The 16296-nt window shown below is 58.8% G+C and carries 16 protein-coding genes; 4 read left to right on the forward strand and 12 right to left on the reverse strand.

All coding sequences use genetic code 11. From position 1 onward, the window contains the following. Window positions 1-117: 117 nt before the first annotated feature. Window positions 118-531, forward strand: a complete 414-nt coding sequence (locus AC1DWM_RS02350; protein ID WP_046030812.1) for a DUF3301 domain-containing protein — start codon at window positions 118-120, stop codon at window positions 529-531. On the opposite strand, the gene AC1DWM_RS02355 is transcribed toward AC1DWM_RS02350, so the two are convergent. After that, a complete protein-coding gene (locus AC1DWM_RS02355) occupies window positions 528-1493 on the reverse strand; it encodes a CobW family GTP-binding protein (RefSeq protein ID WP_477794551.1) in 966 nt (321 codons plus the stop codon). The genes AC1DWM_RS02350 and AC1DWM_RS02355 overlap by 4 nt on opposite strands. A gap of 27 nt (window positions 1494-1520) precedes the next feature. On the opposite strand from AC1DWM_RS02355, the gene AC1DWM_RS02360 reads away from it, so the two are divergent. Beyond that, window positions 1521-1877, forward strand: a complete 357-nt coding sequence (locus tag AC1DWM_RS02360; protein ID WP_223521303.1) for an NADH:ubiquinone oxidoreductase — start codon at window positions 1521-1523, stop codon at window positions 1875-1877. Between the two features lie 4 nt (window positions 1878-1881). On the opposite strand, the gene AC1DWM_RS02365 is transcribed toward AC1DWM_RS02360, so the two are convergent. Together AC1DWM_RS02365 and zigA are read right to left on the reverse strand one after the other, a co-directional pair. Continuing rightward, the gene (locus AC1DWM_RS02365; RefSeq protein WP_223521305.1) at window positions 1882-2532 is read right to left on the reverse strand and encodes a DUF1826 domain-containing protein; all 651 of its coding nucleotides are present in this window, start codon (window positions 2530-2532) and stop codon (window positions 1882-1884) included. After that, window positions 2532-3740, reverse strand: a complete 1209-nt coding sequence (zigA, locus tag AC1DWM_RS02370) for a zinc metallochaperone GTPase ZigA (protein WP_223521307.1) — start codon at window positions 3738-3740, stop codon at window positions 2532-2534. Before zigA ends, AC1DWM_RS02365 begins: the two co-directional genes overlap by 1 nt. A gap of 100 nt (window positions 3741-3840) precedes the next feature. Here zigA and folE2 point away from each other — a divergent pair, with 100 nt between their 5' ends. Beyond that, window positions 3841-4743: a GTP cyclohydrolase FolE2 gene (gene folE2, locus AC1DWM_RS02375; protein WP_477794594.1), complete on the forward strand. Its 903-nt coding sequence runs from the start codon at window positions 3841-3843 to the stop codon at window positions 4741-4743. A 60-nt stretch (window positions 4744-4803) separates the two neighbouring features. Here the strand turns inward: folE2 and AC1DWM_RS02380 are convergent, their stop codons facing one another. Further along, window positions 4804-5325, reverse strand: coding sequence for a DUF3617 domain-containing protein (locus AC1DWM_RS02380; protein ID WP_477794552.1), 522 nt, complete (start codon window positions 5323-5325; stop codon window positions 4804-4806). Window positions 5326-5457: 132 nt separating this feature from the next. Between AC1DWM_RS02380 and cls the strand changes: the two genes are divergently transcribed. Continuing rightward, on the forward strand, window positions 5458-6897 hold the full coding sequence (gene cls, locus AC1DWM_RS02385; RefSeq protein WP_223521313.1) for a cardiolipin synthase: 1440 nt from the start codon (window positions 5458-5460) through the stop codon (window positions 6895-6897). On the opposite strand, the gene cfaB is transcribed toward cls, so the two are convergent. From cfaB to hflK (AC1DWM_RS02425), 8 genes are all read right to left on the reverse strand, one after another. Next, window positions 6894-8081: a C17 cyclopropane fatty acid synthase CfaB gene (gene cfaB, locus AC1DWM_RS02390; RefSeq protein WP_223521315.1), complete on the reverse strand. Its 1188-nt coding sequence runs from the start codon at window positions 8079-8081 to the stop codon at window positions 6894-6896. The two genes, cls and cfaB, sit on opposite strands and share 4 nt — an antisense overlap. Window positions 8082-8170: 89 nt before the next feature. After that, complete coding sequence (locus AC1DWM_RS02395) at window positions 8171-8953, reverse strand: HvfC/BufC family peptide modification chaperone (RefSeq protein ID WP_477794553.1); 783 nt, start codon at window positions 8951-8953, stop codon at window positions 8171-8173. Further along, window positions 8944-9789, reverse strand: a complete 846-nt coding sequence (bufB, locus tag AC1DWM_RS02400; protein WP_477794554.1) for an MNIO family bufferin maturase — start codon at window positions 9787-9789, stop codon at window positions 8944-8946. The genes AC1DWM_RS02395 and bufB overlap by 10 nt, the downstream gene beginning before the upstream one ends. 68 nt (window positions 9790-9857) lie before the next feature. Continuing rightward, window positions 9858-10112, reverse strand: coding sequence for a BufA2 family periplasmic bufferin-type metallophore (gene bufA2 / locus AC1DWM_RS02405; protein WP_223521320.1), 255 nt, complete (start codon window positions 10110-10112; stop codon window positions 9858-9860). A 118-nt stretch (window positions 10113-10230) separates the two neighbouring features. After that, window positions 10231-12141, reverse strand: coding sequence for a cation-translocating P-type ATPase (locus AC1DWM_RS02410; RefSeq protein WP_477794555.1), 1911 nt, complete (start codon window positions 12139-12141; stop codon window positions 10231-10233). Continuing rightward, window positions 12138-13196: a protease modulator HflK gene (hflK, locus tag AC1DWM_RS02415; RefSeq protein ID WP_477794556.1), complete on the reverse strand. Its 1059-nt coding sequence runs from the start codon at window positions 13194-13196 to the stop codon at window positions 12138-12140. Before hflK (AC1DWM_RS02415) ends, AC1DWM_RS02410 begins: the two co-directional genes overlap by 4 nt. Then, a complete protein-coding gene (gene hflC / locus AC1DWM_RS02420) occupies window positions 13193-14233 on the reverse strand; it encodes a protease modulator HflC (RefSeq protein WP_477794557.1) in 1041 nt (346 codons plus the stop codon). Before hflC ends, hflK (AC1DWM_RS02415) begins: the two co-directional genes overlap by 4 nt. Continuing rightward, window positions 14230-16188: a protease modulator HflK gene (gene hflK, locus AC1DWM_RS02425; RefSeq protein WP_223521324.1), complete on the reverse strand. Its 1959-nt coding sequence runs from the start codon at window positions 16186-16188 to the stop codon at window positions 14230-14232. The genes hflC and hflK (AC1DWM_RS02425) overlap by 4 nt, the downstream gene beginning before the upstream one ends. Between the last annotated feature and the right edge of the window lie 108 nt (window positions 16189-16296).

Raw genomic sequence — 16296 nt, forward strand, 5'->3', positions numbered from 1 at the left:
GTGAGTTTTCCGTAAAACCATTGAAATTCAAGGCGCTCAGTATGCGACGAAACGCAGCCTGTACGACAGACCGGCGACGCAGTTAAGCTGACACCATCTAGTTGGAGCAATCTGTTGATGCTGACCCTCGGAAATATCTTCGTGCTGATGCTGCTCGCCACCGGTGGCGCGTGGCTGTGGCACAACCACGGCTTACGCGAGCGCGCGCTGGAGCGGGTCAAACAGCATTGTGCCAAGCTCGGCATCGAGTTGCTGGACGGCAACGTCGCCCTGAAAAAGATCGCGTTCATCAAAGACGCCAACGGCCGGCGGCGCCTGGCCCGCGTGTACAACTTTGAATTCACCGTGACCGGTGAAACCCGCCACAACGGCACCATCACGCAATTCGGCGCCCACAGCGCGCAGATCGAACTGGCGCCCTACCCGATGCCGTTTGACGACACGCCTGTCGTAGTCGATGTAGCGAAGCCGCGCGCCGAGGTGATCGAGTTGAGCCAGTGGCGGCAAGAACACACCAAGTGGCGCCCTTAACCCGACCGACAGTCGGCCAGAACGCTTTGCAGTGATTCAACATCCTGCGGCTCACTGAAAATCAGCTCTATCCGCGAATCCTGGCGCCATTCGCTGGGCTTCCATTCCAGTTCCGAGTTATCCAACGCATTGGCCGAAACCCAACCGTCGACGCTGTGGATAACCAGCTTCGCCCGCCGCCAGGAAAGGCTTTCAAGCCATTGGCCAATGAGCGCCGCATCGAACGTCTGGCTCGGATGCCAACGCCAGCCGATGCTCCAGCCCCCCTCCTGCTCCTGACTCAAGCAAATCGGCAGCGCGGGATCGGTCCAGATGGCGGGCATCTGCGCCAGCCCCTTGGGCGCGACAAAGTTATCCACACCCGCTACAGCCCGTGCATGAAGCCCGGGCAAGTTGCTCAACGGCAACCGAGCTTGCTGCGTCCAATACAGAGGACCAGGAGGTAACCGCGCGGCGATTCGCTGGCGATCATCGAAGTCGAGGCCTTCCGCCTTGTTCAACACCAACAGGCCGCCGCTGTTCAACGCTTCCTGTTGCGCCTCAGGCAGCGGTTTGCCGGCAGCGAGCGCCTGGGCATCCAGCACTAGTACGCAGGGTTGTACCGACAGTACACCGACCCACGGAGCCTCCCTCAACTGTTCAAGCAACCGGACCGGATGTCCAAGGCCAGAGGGTTCTATGAACAACCGATCCGGCTTTGCCTTGCGCAGTAACCGCCCGAGCCCGATCTGAAACGGTGTCCCATTGACGCAACACAAACAGCCGCCGGCCACTTCGCCCAGTGCGATACCATCGGTATCCGAGGTCAGCAGCGCAGCGTCGAGGCCAATCTGACCGAATTCGTTGATCAGCACCGCCCAGCGCTCGCCGACCGGCCGCTGCGTCAACAGGTGCTTGATCAGGCTGGTTTTGCCTGCGCCCAAAGGGCCCGCAATGACGTGAGTGGGAATGTTCTGCAACATGGTCGGCATTTTCTGAGGAGGTAAAAGATGCGGTTGATGGGATTGTCGTTACTGCTGGCGCTGTGTTCCAGCGAGGTACTTGCCCAAGCTTGTGTGGTACATACCACATCCGCGCGATTGGACGTGAAAGTCTGCCAGCAGAACAGAAACATCCCGGAAAAACTCTTTACCGACGGCTTTTGCCAGCCCAATCTGGCCGGGCAAACAGTCGACGTGCAGTACGTCGACCAATGCCCAACCGGCGCATTCGGGGTGTGCAGCAACGCTCAAGTTGCCAATATGCCTTACCGGCAGGATATTCACTATTACGGCGTGGCCACCGATGCTGCCTATTTGAAGCCGTTTTGCGAAACACAGAGCCAAGGCAACTGGCTCAAGCCTTGAGGCGTTAGCCGAGCCAATCGAGGGTCAGGATCAAACGACGCTCGCCCGGTGCCGGTTGCGGCGAGCGGTGGATCAGGCCGAAACCTTCGTTACCATGCCATTTCTCGCCTTTGAACAGCGCCACTTCCCCGCTGGCGATTTGCTCGATCAGCGAATCTTGTACAGGTTCGGCCTCAGGCCTGCCCAGTTGGCGACGCTCCATAACGCCCTCTCGCAGCCACTGACTGCCGATGCCAGAATACGTCGTGATCAACCGCACCGGCACGTGATCGACGTGAAAACGCGGGCACATGGCCTTGTCCAGTACCCGTAGACGCAGGCCGATGCGCTTGGCGCCCAACAAACAGGCAAACGCGCTGACTAACCACGACACGTCGGCAATGAACCCCTCATACCCTTGTAGATCGCTGAAGCCTGAGGCCAGCCCCTGCAGATTGGGTTCGGCGTCATCGCTCGGCAACTCCAGGACCAACGACTCGGCTAGCGGTGCGTTCAGGGACAGCAGCAACTGACCAAAATCTACGATATGCACCGGGAGTTGGCGCTGCCAAATGGCGAGGTTTACGTCGTCATCGAGGATTCGGGCCAGCGTTTGCGGCGTTTCGCCTTGAACGGGATGAACCGCGGGACGCCGCTTCAGACTCGGCGCCAACATCAGGCGGCAGCCTCTTCGTGCCATGGGCCAAACGGGTCTGCCAGCAATCGCCAACCTTCGACACCCAAGGCCATTTCGGCATCCGTCAGCAGACAATCGTCGAGTTCGGCGCAGAGCTGTGCGAAGTCTATGTTCTGGCCGATGAACACCAACTCCTGGCGGCAGTCTCCGGTGGCGGTGGTCCAGTTCTCCATGATCCCGGCCGTGCTTTCTTCGTCCTGCGGCCACTGGGTTTTCGGCACGAAACGCCACCAGCGCCCAGCGAAACCATGGCGCATCAAACCTCCAGCCTGGGACCAGCTGCCGGCGTCCATGGGTTTGCTGGCCAGCCAGAAAAAACCTTTGGAGCGCAGTAGTTTTCCATTCACCCATGGGCGGTCGATAAAGCTGAAAAAGCGCTGTGGATGAAAGGGGCGACGGGCTCGGTAAGCAGTCGAGGCGATGCCGTATTCCTCGGTTTCCGGCACGTGCTCGCCACGTAGTTCCTGCAACCAGCCTGGCGCCTGAGCGGCCTTTTCAAAGTCGAAGCGACCGGTGTTCAGGATTTTTTCCAGGGGTACTTCACCCATGACCATCGGGATGATGTCTGCCTTCGCGTTGAGGCGTTGAAGAATCGCGATCAGCTCCTGGCGCTCGCAGCTGCTGATCAAGTCGATCTTGCTGATCAGGATGACGTCGGCGAATTCGACCTGCTCAATCAACAGGTCAGTGATCGAGCGGTCGTCCTCCTCGCCCAGCGTTTCACCGCGTGAGCCGAGACTTTCGGCAGCCTGATAGTCGAGCAGGAAGTTCACGCCATCCACCACGGTGACCATGGTGTCGAGCCGCGCGATGTCGGCCAGGCTTTGCCCTTTTTCATCACGGAAGGTGAAGGTTTCCGCCACGGGCAGCGGTTCGGAGATGCCGGTGGATTCGATCAACAAGTAATCAAAGCGACCATCCCTGGCGAGTTTGCTGACTTCGTCGAGCAGGTCTTCGCGCAAGGTGCAGCAAATGCAGCCGTTGCTCATTTCGATGAGCTTTTCTTCTGCGCGGTTCAGGCTGACATCACGCTGGACTTCATTGCCATCGATGTTGATCTCACTCATATCGTTGACGATGACGGCGACCCGCAGGTTGTCGCGGTTACGCAATACGTAGTTAAGCAGCGTACTTTTTCCAGCACCGAGAAAGCCCGACAGGACAGTCACCGGGAGACGATTGGGCATCAGGTATTCCTCACAGGGATGCCCGGTCGCAGAGTCGGGCCTGATTTTATGTTATAGTATAACAATACAATCAAGCCACCTCTTTACGATGGATCTGCCCATGAACGCGCTGACTCTGCCGGATATTGCTGCGCAAGCCTCTCGCCAAGCACTGCCACTCGACTGGGTGGGCATGTGCGGCATTGCTCTTCCTGTTTTATTCGATGGTCAGCGAATGAGTGCAAGGGCTGACGCTGGAGTGAGCCTCGATGAAGGAGAGGCACGCGGGATTCATATGTCACGGTTGTATCTGGCGCTGGAAATGCTCGAGCAGGAAAACCTGAGTCCCACTCTATTGCGACGAGTCTTGCAACGTTTTCTCGATACTCACCAAGGACTCTCCACCAATGCGTACCTAAAAATCCACGGCGATTTATTGCTGAAACGGCCAGCGCTAATTAGCCCATTGGCCGGCTGGAAAACCTATCCAGTGAGCATCGAAGCGCGTCTGAAAAACGCTATGTTCCACGTGGAACTTAAAATAAACGTTGCTTATTCCTCGACATGTCCATGCTCAGCAGCACTGTCCCGGCAGTTGATTCAGCAGCAATTCGTTGATGACTTCGCCAACAAGACGCTGCAACACGCGGACGTTTTGGCATGGCTCGGTTCCACAAAAGGCATCATTGCGACACCCCATAGTCAACGCAGCACCGCGCATTTGTGCTTGCGGCTGGACAATCATCGGGATGACCTGCCGCTGATTGCACTCATCAACGAGGCCGAAGCAGCACTCGGCACCGCCGTACAAACAGCGGTAAAGCGCGCCGATGAACAGGCATTCGCTTTGGCCAATGGTCAGAACCTGATGTTCTGCGAAGACGCTGCGCGACGTCTGAACGTTGCCTTGAAACGCTCCCCCGATATCAGCGCCTTCCACATTCGCGTGGTCCACGCTGAGAGCCTTCACGCTCACGATGCCGTCGCCGAAAGCCGGTGGAACTGGGAGGAGGCGTGTCAGTAGCTGAATCAAACCCGCCCCCACACGATCATGCAGGAAGCGGGTTTACGGCGAAGGAAGGTCTTAGGCTCTTGGCTTGACCGTTCCGCAATCCTGCCCCAGCCACACAGCGCGGCTTTCGAGACTGCCCTTTTGCTGGATGCCGGTGGCGTTGAAGGTGCCGTTGACCTTGGTCGTGAACTCACGGTCACTGAGGAACGTGGCCACACCGGCGCCTTGCGCTTTGGGACAGCTGAAACGGAATTTCCACTGGTTGCCGGTGCGGTCGGTGACTTCCTGCTTGCAACCCGATTGTGGGTCCGTCAGTGGAATGTTGTCGGTCTGCACCTGCTCCGGCGTCAGGCAAGCCCGAATCCCTTTGCCGCCCATGGTGAGGCCCTGCTTCTCCAGTTGCGCGCGCTGTTCCGGGGTCATCTGGCTCTGCAACTGACCGAGGATCAGTTGTAAGTCCGGCAGGTTCTGGTCATCGACCTTCATGTTACTTGTGGTCAATTCCCACAACCCGGGTTGCAGCATCTGTGCGTGAGCTGCCACAGGAAGTGACAAACCAATAGCCATGGCCAAACCCAGCAGACGAACGTTCATCGAGTAACTCCTGATCAGTAGTGGCCGTTAGACGCCAACCTTCGGCTTCGGTTCATGGGCCAATTAAATAGCGACATTTTGCACGGAACATGCTCTGTTAAGCACTGAATCTTCAGGAGCAGGGCTGCCCCCATGGATTACTTCGGACCACACATTTTCGGCTACACCATTGCACTGCTTCACTCGCTGGGCACAATCGCGGCCATCCACGCCGTGCTCAACGTACGTACCGCTCAGGGATCGATCGCCTGGGCGCTTTCGTTGGTGTTTATGCCGTACCTCACACTCATTCCGTATCTGATCTTCGGCAGCAGTACCTTTGATGGTTACATCAAGGCTCGGCGCCAGGCCAACGAAGAGATGCGCAAAGCCGTCTCCGAACTCAACTGGCGTCCATGGTTCGAGGAGGCACTGACCGCTCGTGCGTCCAATGCTTACGCGTCGTTGCGGGCGATGCCCAAGCTTGGCCGAATGCCGTGCCTGGCGAACAACGAAGTGCACTTATTGATCAATGGCCATGCCACGTTTGATTCGATTTTCGAAGCCATCAGCAACGCTAAGGTAGCGGTGTTGATTCAGTTTTTCATCATCCACGATGATCGTCTGGGCCAACGCCTGCACAATCTGCTGCTGAAAAAAGCCGCCGAAGGCGTCGCGGTTTACCTGCTTTACGACCGCATTGGCAGCCACGCCCTGCCCAAAAGTTACGTGCAACCGTTACGCGATGCCGGCGTTGAAGTCAAAGCGTTCGCCACCCGCAGTGGCTGGCTCAACCGCTTCCAGGTCAACTTCCGCAACCATCGCAAGATCGTAGTGGTCGATGGAGTGCTGGGCTTCGTGGGCGGACATAACGTGGGCGACGAATACATGGGCGAGAAACCACCGCTGGCGCCGTGGCGAGACACACATGTTCGAGTACGCGGTCCGGTGGTGGCCTGTATGCAGGAGTCGTTTGCCGAAGACTGGTTTTGGGCTGCGCGGTCATTGCCGCCATTGATCCTGCCGGACGTGTATCCCGACGACGGCGTGCTTTGCCAATTTTTGGCGAGCGGCCCGGCGGATTCCTACGAAACCTGTTCGTTGTTCTTCGTCGAAGCCATCCATGCCGCGACTGAGCGAGTGTGGATCACCACCCCCTATTTCATCCCCGACGAAGCGGTATTTGCGGCACTCAGGTTGGCAGTGTTGCGGGGTGTAGATGTGCGACTGTTGCTGCCTTCTCGTCCAGACCACCGCATCGTCTACGCCGCCTCCAGCCTGTACGCCTTCGAAGCCGTAAGCGCCGGTGTTCGAGTATTCCGTTATCAACCCGGTTTCCTGCACCAGAAAGTGGTGTTGATCGACAGTGAAATCAGCGCCATCGGCAGTGCCAACATGGACAACCGCTCGTTCCGGCTCAACTTCGAAGTGATGTTGTTGACGGTCGACAGCGTGTTTGCCGCGCAGGTGGAACAGATGCTCAACGATGACTTCGCTCAGGCGCATGAAATCGCCAAAGACGAAGGCCGGGAGACCCGCCGCGTGCAGCAATTCGGCATGCGGGTCGCCCGGCTTATTTCACCGATTCTTTAAGGGTTGTAGATGTCGTCGCGCGTCCATGGCAGCTCATGGCTGCCATCAGGATGGGCTTTAACCGCGAGGATCTGGTGCAAGTTGATCCAGCCCCTGGCAAATGCATAAGCGCATCCCGCCAGGTACAGCCGCCAGATCCGCAAGGTTTGCTCCGGGACTTGCCTGGACGCCGCTTCCAGATTGTCTTCCAGGCGTTCGCTCCAGTGATCCAGGGTACGCGCGTAATGCAGGCGCAGGCTTTCGACATCGACGATCTCCAGCCCCACGTCACTGATTTCAGCAGCGATCATCGAGAGGTGCGGCAGCTCGCCGTTGGGGAACACATATTGCCCAATGAAGTAGCCGGCACCGCGCCCCACCGGCCGGCCGTCAATGTGTTTGGCGGTGATCCCGTGGTTCATTACCAGACCGCCCTCTTTCACCGCGCCGAACAAGGTTTTGCAGTACTCCGCCAAATTGGCGTGGCCCACGTGTTCGAACATGCCGACACTGACCACTTTGTCGAAGCGCCCGTCCTGAGGCAGGTCGCGGTAGTCGAGCAGTTGCAATTCGACCAGATCTTCCAGACCTTCCTCTTTCACGCGTTCGCGTGCCAGATCGAGTTGCGCTTTGCTGAGCGTAATGCCAAACACCTTCGCGCCGAACTCCCGCGCTGCATACCGCGCCAGCCCGCCCCAGCCGCAACCGACATCCAGTAAGTATTCGCCAGGCTGTAACCGCAACTTGCGACACAAGTGGCGGAATTTGGCCTGCTGGGCCTGCTCCAGAGTTTCACTACCGGTCTCGAAGTACGCGCAGGAATACGCCATGTCGCTGTCGAGCCACAGCTGATAGAACGCGTTGGAAAGGTCGTAATGGTAGGAAATGGCCTTCGCGTCGGTTTCCTTGTCGTGGGCGGTACGAACGGGTTGATCGTCGTCGTTCTCGTCCAACATCGCCTGGCTCCATTCATCGCAGACGCGGATGACGTCGCTGATGGAACCTTCCAGCTCAAGTTTGCCCTCGACAAACGCCGCTCCGAGCGCGTCCAGGCTTGGATGGGTGAACTGGGTAACCATTTGTGGATCCTTGACCACAATCGTGACGCTGGGCGTCGGTCCCAGATTGAATTCATGGCCGTCCCAGAGTCGCAGGCGTAACGGTAACTGCAGATTCTGTAAGGCCGGTGGAAGGTGCGCGAGCATGGACAATCCCCTTGTTTCAGACGTCTGATGTGAGGGTAGACCATCTCTGAAAATTAGCTGGCTATCCAATTACTAGCCGTTTTCTATAATCAGCGAATCTGCAACCAGCCATCGTGAATCCACTGCTTAAGCCAGGTTACAGCTTGAAGTGGTGCGCCCTCTCCATAGATGACTGTCAATTCAGAGCACAGTTCAGCAAAATTCCAGTCCCGCTCAAACATGCCTTTTAGAGCGTTGGCCTCTAGAGGCTCCAGGCTCCGATACTGGCAAACAAGATCATTTCGACAAATCACCACCACGTGGGGATCGTCGAGCGCCGTACTGCCGGGAAACGTAGTTTCATCCTTTACCGATCGCCAAAGCGCCACACTGTTGAAGGCACACTCCTGCCATTGCAGTGATGGACTGGGGCTGACTTGCAGCGTCGGCCAGTCTTGCGGTGCCAAAATCACCATGTCCTGCATCGTCAACGGCGTTCCTGGATGCGCATCGAATGCCAGCGTGAAAGCCCATTCAAACGCCGCCAGTTCGGCCAATGGCGCACTTTGCTCAGGCACCAAATGTTGGCGAATGAACGCCTCGAACCCATTGCCGAGCCAACGAAGGCTGTAATGAGCCGAGGGATTCTGACGCAAATAAGCTGCGGCGAGCTGTTCGAACTCGTCGTCACCCAGCCAGTTCAGGATCGCCGGATAGTCGCCGCGCAACACTTCCTGAAGCCGCGCTTGATAAGCATTGTGATAAATCGCCAGCCCGGTGCTGACACCCAGCGTCGGACCGCCGATCAGGCTTGAACCGAGCGCGATATCAGCCGTCGAAGACTCTCCCAACAGGTAACATTCAAAGGCCAGTTGCCAATCGTTCAGGCGCATTTCTCTCTCCGGGCCAACACGCCCTCGCCCAGCTCCCGGGCTTTTTGCAGTTCAGTGAGCAATTCTTCAAAAGGCGGGAAATGGTCATCGCGCTCCAGCAACGTGGCGACCGGGCCGAGGTAGTCGAGGGTTCGTTGGTAAAGCGCCCAGACTGGATCGCTGACGGGATGGTCATGGGTGTCGATGACGTAATCGCCGTAATCGCTGTGGCCCGCCAAGTGAAGTTGGCGAATCTTGTTCGCTGGCAATCCTTGAATGAATGTCCACGGATCGAAGCCATGATTGCGTGAGCTGACATAGACGTTATTCACGTCCAGCAACAACTCGCAATCGCTCAGCCGACTCAGTGCTTCAAGAAATTCCCACTCGCTGAAATCATCGCCAGCGCTACGCACATAGCTGGAGACATTCTCCAACACCAGTGGACGCTGCAAAAAGTCTTGCACCTTACGCACTCGGTCCGCGACGTAATGAAGGCTTTCTTCGGTGTACGGTAATGGCAGCAAATCATGAAGCTGATGGGCGTTGCCGCGGCTCCAGCACAAGTGATCGGAAATCCACGCCGGTTTTACTCGATCAGCCAACAGTCTGAGTTGTTGCAGATAGCCCGGATCCAGCGCATGAGGCCCGCCGATGGACAACGATACGCCATGCATCACCAGCGGATAACGCTCGGCGATGGCATCAAGGTAGTAGAGGGCTTTGCCGCCCTGCACCATGAAATTTTCGGAGACGACTTCGAACCAGTCCACGGCCGGCGACTGATCAAGAATTTGTTGGTAGTAAGCACTGCGTAAACCCAGGCCGTAGCCCAGACACGGAAGGGATGCAGACATTTGCGGACTCCTCGCAAAATGGCCGCAGTGGCAAGGGGGAAACCACCGCGGCGCCAAGCGGTGGTCGGTTATGCGCCGACCTTGCCACCGGCGTTCATGCATTCGGTCTGAGTCATCGCCTTGAAACCGTGACCTTTGCAAACCCCCTGCCCCTTACAGGCGTTTTCTGCGGTTTTGCAATCGTTCATGCCTTTGCACGAGGTCACGCCGTAGCAGTGAACCTGAGCTGCGTCGGCGGCCTGAGCCTGAGTGGCAACACCGGCAAACAGGGTGGCAGCGGCGAAAGCGAGAGCGGCACCAGAAGTAGCGGATTTGAAATTCATTTTTGTATCCTCGGTTATCGTCAGGGTTGTCGGCTGGAATGTTGTTCAGTCCCGACACAGCACTAGAGAGCACTGCCCCAAAGGCGTTACAGAGGCCTGCAAAAAGTTTTCGATTCTCTCAGTTGTCTTCCTTGAGCTTGAGCAAAGGCTCCTGAAATCGCAGCAAACGTCCGGCGTTGCCCAGCACCAGCAACGTGCTCAAGTTATGCAGCAACGCTGCAATCATCGCCCCTGCCGCACCGAGCCAGCCAAAAGCGGCAAAGGCAACAATCGCCAGTGTCCAGCCCAAACCAATGATCACATTGACCTGCAAGGTCTGGCGGCATTGGCGACTCAAGCGCACACAGGTGCCGAGCCGACGCAGGTCGCTGCCGATCAACACGATGTCGGCCGAGGCCAATGCGATGTCTGCCCCGCCCGCGCCCATTGCGACACCCACGACACCGGCCTTGAGCGCCAGTGAGTCGTTGATCCCGTCCCCGACCACCATCGGTCGGAAGCCGCTGCCAATTTCTTTAAGCACGCGATTGAGCTTGTCCTCAGGCAACGCCTGCGCTTCGACATCGCTGATTCCGACATCGCGCGCCAGCGTATGCGCGACGCTCTGCCGATCCCCGGTGAGCAGCAATTGCCGACCCAGGCCAAGCTCTCGCAGCTCACTCAAAGCAAATCGTGCCTCGGGTTTGACGCTGTCGGCCAGCAATAACCAAGCGAGAAATACCCCATCAAGCGCCAGCCCGGCAATCGGACCGTCATGTTCAGGAACCGCCGACGTAGCAATGCCCAATTGCGCGAACAATTCCGGGCGACCGAGTGCGGCCTCGCCCTGCTCGGTCATGGCCACCACGCCCAAACCCTGGCGCTCGTGGATGTCCGACAGCAGCAGAAAATGCTCCTGCGTGACCAGCCCGGCGAGTGCTCGACTGACCGGATGACTGCTGGCCGAACCAAGGCTGGCGGCCAGTTTCAAGACGTGACTGCGGTCTACCAGCGGACCTTCGATGGACTGCAAGCGCAAGGTGCCAAACGTCAGCGTGCCGGTTTTATCCACCACCAACGACGTCAGGTCTGCCAGCTCTTCAAGAAACGCCGAACTGCGGATCAAAATGCCGTGCCGCGCCGCCACCGCCACCCCGGCAATGGCCGTCGCCGGCGCCGACAACACCAGCGCACAAGGACACGCCGCGACCAGCACCGCGAGCATTGCTTGGGCGTCGTTGGTGACAAACCAAGTCACTGCGGCCAGCAACAACACCAGCACCATGTAGCTGCCGGCATAACGCTCCAGCAAGCGAGTAATCGGTGGCTTGGAGCGTTCGGCGCTTTGCATCAGCGCGATGACTTTGCCCAGGGTCGATTCATTACCGGTGCGGGTCACTTCAATGCGAAGCAGGCCATCGAGGTTGATCGCGCCTCCGAACACCGGCATGCCAACGCCGGCTTCCATCGGCACCGACTCACCGGTAATCGAAGCGGTATCGAGGCTCGCCTGACCGGACAACACCCGGCCATCCGCCGGTACGCGATCACCGGCACGCACTTCTACCAGGTCACCGGCCTTGAGGGTGCTGTTGTCGACTTCGAGGACCGAGCCATCGGCCTGAACCTTGCGCGCATGACTGCGGGTGAGTTTGCCAAGAGCATGAATCGCTTCCTGAGAACCGATCACGCTGCGCTCTTCCAGCACATGGCCGAAAATCATGATGATCGGCAACAACGCGGCGGTCAGCAGATCACCCGTGGCCCAGGCGCCGAGCATGGCGAGCGCGATTAACTGGTCGGTGATCCCGTGCAAGCTCGGGTAACGCAGGCTATACCACGCCGAACGCATCACCGGCACGGCCACCAACAGCGATGCAAACCCGAGCAGCAATTGGCTAACGCCGGTCTGCTCCGGCGACAACCAGCGCCAGATCAGACCGAGCCCGAGCAGACCCAGGGCGAGCATGGCCAGCGTCAGTTGGCGAGCGGCGCTACGTTGTTCGGCCGAGGACAACATGCTCGGTGCGGCGGCGGTTTGCGCGGTCATTGTGCAGCTCCCTGAATGATCAGGCGGGAATCATCTTTCGGATTGACCGTGGTCACGGAACCGGCCTGACCGAGAATCTTCGGCATCCGCTCGCGGTAAATGCGCAACAACATTTGCGGGTCGGTGCCCTGCTGTTGTGCCTTGGCCAGGCTCAGTACGGTGGCAGTGTCGGTAGACGCTTTTGCCAGCCGCTCGCTGGCTTGGGCATGGGCCACTTGCAGCGTTCGATCCGCTTGTTCATTAGCGGCCTGGGTCGCCTTCTCGGCTTCGGTGCGCGCATTCGCCACGGCTTTGTCGGCCTGCTGACTCGCGGTCAATACTGCGTTGAAGGCGTTCACCGCAGGACCGGGCAGACTCGATTGCACATCGACTCGCGCGACTTCAATACCCAACCCCTGCCCAGTTGCTGTCAGCTCGGCCAACCGATGATTGATGCCTTGCACCAAATCACCGCGCAGACGTTCACGTCGTTCAGCAGCCTGATTGTCGGCGCCGATCAGTTCCGGACGCGCCACCAGAATAGTGTCCAGATCTCGCGCCGCGGTCAGGGCCACAGCGCTGCGGGTGACTAGCCGATCCAGCGCTGGCAGCACATGTTCACCTTGCAGCACGAAGGCATACGGCTCGGTGACTTTGTAGAACACCCGCACATCGAGTTGCACCACGCCGGCATCACCCGTCAGCAAATAGCCGGAACCGGCGAGTGCATCACTGAGCGGCGTGGCAAACGTGGCAGCTCGATCAGCCTGCAAGGCGACATCACTGCGCAGAAGGTTTTCCACTCGACGTTCGATAATGCGATCTGCCGCTGGCAGTAAAACCACCTGCTCAAAAGGTCGCGGCCATGCCAACAACAAACCGGCGTTCTGGATGCGATCCAGCGCACCGAAATGCAGGACCACCGCGCGATTCTGTGGATCAATTTGCCGCACATTGGAGAACGCCCAGGCTAACGCGGCGAGAACGGTCACCGCGTAAAGCGCGAGAAAAGCCAGGCGCCCGGCCTGAATCCAGGGGCTGCTTAACTCATGTGTTCCACGTGGAACTAAACTCATGGCTGCGACCCGGACTTGTTTTCGAGGGTCGGCGGTCCGTCAACCAATACCCGGAATGGCGCAGCATCCGTGCGCAATATCAGTTTGGTGCCTGGCGAAACGATCGTGCCCAAGGTGTCGAGTGAGCGCAGCAAGTTGTACAACTGCGGAGAACTGGCGTAAGCACGGCCGTAAATCTGTGCTGCTTCAACACGCGATTGAGCTTCGATATCAGCGGCTTTCACCGTTGCATCGGCTTGCACGATTCGCGCATCCCGCTCAGCGGCGGAACGAATTTGCGCGGCTTCGCGCTTGCCAATTGCAGTGCGTTCGGTGGCGATTGTTTCACGCTCGGCCCGCATGCGATCCACAGTGGCGGTCAAGGTTACCGACGGCAGAGTCAGACGCTCGATGCCGACTTGCAGCACACGCACGCCATAGGTAGTAAGCAACTGCTGATCGATCTGATGACGAAGTTGCGCCTCAAAGTCGGCAATGTGAACTTGGTTGGCGTCGGTGTTAACCAGGTTCGCCAAGTCAAAACTGGCAGCCGTGGTTTCCAGCGCAGAGCCGACAAAGGTGCGGATCTGCCGCGCCGCTTCATCCGGCTGATTCTGCACCGCGCGCATAAAGCGCTGCACGTTCTCCGGATCGCCCTGCACCTGCCACGCCACGTAAGCCTGAACGATGATGCGCAAACCGTCGCGAGTGCCGACATCCTGCAACCCACTGGAGGTGGTGCGCAGCCGCAAGTCGACAGGAATGGCCGCTTCAAACGGGGCCGGCCAACGCCAGCCAAGACCCGGCTCCAGCAAAACCCGCGATGGATTGCCAAAGCGCGTGATCACGGTGGCTTCCCCCGAACGCACTTGAACAAGGCTTGCGGCAGCGATGGCAAACGCCACGAGCAGCGCCGCCCAGCCCATGCGCCGCCAGGGAAACGGGCCGGCTTCTTGTGGATCGCCGTGGTGGTGATGGTGGTGACCGTGGTGATGTCCGCCATGGCCGTGATCGTGGCCGGTGTGGTCATCGTGATCGTGTGTGTGCGACTGGCTCAATGGGTAGCTCCTGGCTGGGCGCTCGTACGCGGCGACGCAGGATCAGCCGGCAGCGTGAAAGTACGGAGGTCGATGGTCGGCGCATTGCTGCTGCCACCCAGACGATGATCAAGAATCAGCAGCTTGGCGTTGGCCAGGCCCTGGCTCAGTTGGCTGAGGTATTGCTCCAGCACAAAAGCCTGACCGGCGCTGGTGTAGGCTTTCTGCTCCGCGCTGAATTTCAGGTCCGCTGCCTGTGCCGTGGCGTTGATTTCATGGGCACTGGCGGTCGCTTGATCGCGCGCAATACTCGCTTGCAGTTGCGCCAAATTGGTCGCCTCGGCGGCGGCACCGCGTTCCCGTGAGATCAATGCTTGAGCACCGATCTGCGCGGCCTGCACACCGTGATAAGCATTGGCAGCGCCGGCCGGTGGATGAATCGCCTCTACCACAGTGGCGAGAATTTCCACACCGCTGTCCAGTTTCTGCAGGTCAGCCTGCACGGCACGACCGATCTCTTCAGCGAGCCCTACCCGGTCCTCGCCGAGCAAACCGTCAAGGGTTCGCGAGGCAAAGTCATGCACCAGAATCCGGCTGGCGGTGCTGCGAATCAGCGTCGGTACATCGGCACTGTTGTAGGTCGCCGCCAACGCCGCTTGATCGGTCAGGCCGATGCGATAGACGAAACGCACGTCCATGTTGACGATCTGGAAGCTCTGCTTGTCGGCACGGCTGCTGGCGATGACCTGAGATTTGTCGTTCACATGGCTGGCGTCCCATAACCGATTGGCAATCGCAGGCGCTGGGCCTTCCGCGGGCTCGGGTACAACCGGTGCCGACGCTTCGCCAACGCTGGTGGCCAACTCGTGGACCACGCCGTTTTCAACCTTCAGCACTCGACCCAAAGGCCAAGGTAAGCCGGCGTGCAAACCAGGACCAAACACCTCCACCGGTTTGCCGAAACGCTCGTAGATACCCCGCCCCTGCAACGGTATTTCGTGAATGCCGGTGAGTGACCAGCCGACGACGGCAACCACCGCCAGCACCGGCAAAAACGCCCGGCGCATGTAAGTGAACGCCCAGATTTGCCGCAAGTCGATGCCGAACCGATTGTGCAATTCGTGCTGCAAGGCGAGCAGCGGTTGCGGTGGCCAGCGCAGCATGTCAGCGACAAAACTGCGCGCCAGCAATGCAGGTTCGAGTTGTTCGCGCTGTGGACTGAACAGCGACAACACCGCACGCAGCAGCAACTCGACTGCGACCAACCCCGGCAGTAAACCGATCAGCACCGCCAATCGCACTGGCCACACCGATGTTTCACTGGCGAACAACAGACACAATGCGCCTAGCACCAGGCAAATGATTGCCACCCGAGTCAGTTGCGCCAGTGCACCGGCCTCTGGCCATTGGGCGACGTTTTCCTGAGCCAGTTGCCGCTCAGCAACCAGCAAACCGAACGCCAGCAGCAACGCCAGAGCAGCCCCGACACTGGCCGATAACCCCAGCGCTGCGGGCGGTAACGCGAGGTTCCAGAATTGACTGATGCTGAACAAGGTCAACAGCGCCCAACCGCCGAGCCAGAGCGTTGGCGCGCCGATCTGGCCAAGCATGCGTACCGAGCGCCGACTGAGCCCATCCAGCAATCGCTCATACCAACCTTCAGGCGCAACAATTTCGTCAACGGCCACCACAGGTGGCGTCGGGTTCATTGTCTGTGCACGCCACCTCGTAACCCACCAGGCTGATTGCAGACCGGCAACCAGCACCAGCAAAGCGGCGCTCTGATTTACCAGCAATGCGCCCCACAGCGACTGTGGCGCAAACAATCCGACAAATAACGCCAATACCAGACCGAGCGCTGCCAAAGCACTCAGGCCAATGGCGAACTGACGCAATCGTCGCCCCTGAAAGACCGCCTGCTGAAAGCGCGGCAACCCTGCTACTTGCGCGCCATCGACTTCGAGATCGACTTGCATACCACCCCAGTGTTTATTCAACGCGGACACCGCATTTCGTTACGGTATAACGAAAGCGGTGAAATTTCTGTTCTAAATCCCTCTATCTAAAAACGCTGAACCTTTCGC

It is taken from the genome of Pseudomonas sp. P4_C8 (assembly GCF_056401975.1).

What these genes read in the sequence shown, in the direction of transcription:
- AC1DWM_RS02350 (WP_046030812.1), top strand. Translation starts at nt 118, where the DNA reads ATGCTGACCCTCGGAAATATCTTCGTGCTGATGCTGCTCGCCACCGGT.
- AC1DWM_RS02355 (WP_477794551.1), bottom strand. Translation starts at nt 1,493, where the DNA reads ATGTTGCAGAACATTCCCACTCACGTCATTGCGGGCCCTTTGGGCGCA.
- AC1DWM_RS02360 (WP_223521303.1), top strand. Translation starts at nt 1,521, where the DNA reads ATGCGGTTGATGGGATTGTCGTTACTGCTGGCGCTGTGTTCCAGCGAG.
- AC1DWM_RS02365 (WP_223521305.1), bottom strand. Translation starts at nt 2,532, where the DNA reads ATGTTGGCGCCGAGTCTGAAGCGGCGTCCCGCGGTTCATCCCGTTCAA.
- zigA (WP_223521307.1), bottom strand. Translation starts at nt 3,740, where the DNA reads ATGCCCAATCGTCTCCCGGTGACTGTCCTGTCGGGCTTTCTCGGTGCT.
- folE2 (WP_477794594.1), top strand. Translation starts at nt 3,841, where the DNA reads ATGAACGCGCTGACTCTGCCGGATATTGCTGCGCAAGCCTCTCGCCAA.
- AC1DWM_RS02380 (WP_477794552.1), bottom strand. Translation starts at nt 5,325, where the DNA reads ATGAACGTTCGTCTGCTGGGTTTGGCCATGGCTATTGGTTTGTCACTT.
- cls (WP_223521313.1), top strand. Translation starts at nt 5,458, where the DNA reads ATGGATTACTTCGGACCACACATTTTCGGCTACACCATTGCACTGCTT.
- cfaB (WP_223521315.1), bottom strand. Translation starts at nt 8,081, where the DNA reads ATGCTCGCGCACCTTCCACCGGCCTTACAGAATCTGCAGTTACCGTTA.
- AC1DWM_RS02395 (WP_477794553.1), bottom strand. Translation starts at nt 8,953, where the DNA reads ATGCGCCTGAACGATTGGCAACTGGCCTTTGAATGTTACCTGTTGGGA.
- bufB (WP_477794554.1), bottom strand. Translation starts at nt 9,789, where the DNA reads ATGTCTGCATCCCTTCCGTGTCTGGGCTACGGCCTGGGTTTACGCAGT.
- bufA2 (WP_223521320.1), bottom strand. Translation starts at nt 10,112, where the DNA reads ATGAATTTCAAATCCGCTACTTCTGGTGCCGCTCTCGCTTTCGCCGCT.
- AC1DWM_RS02410 (WP_477794555.1), bottom strand. Translation starts at nt 12,141, where the DNA reads ATGACCGCGCAAACCGCCGCCGCACCGAGCATGTTGTCCTCGGCCGAA.
- hflK (WP_477794556.1), bottom strand. Translation starts at nt 13,196, where the DNA reads ATGAGTTTAGTTCCACGTGGAACACATGAGTTAAGCAGCCCCTGGATT.
- hflK (WP_223521324.1), bottom strand. Translation starts at nt 16,188, where the DNA reads ATGCAAGTCGATCTCGAAGTCGATGGCGCGCAAGTAGCAGGGTTGCCG.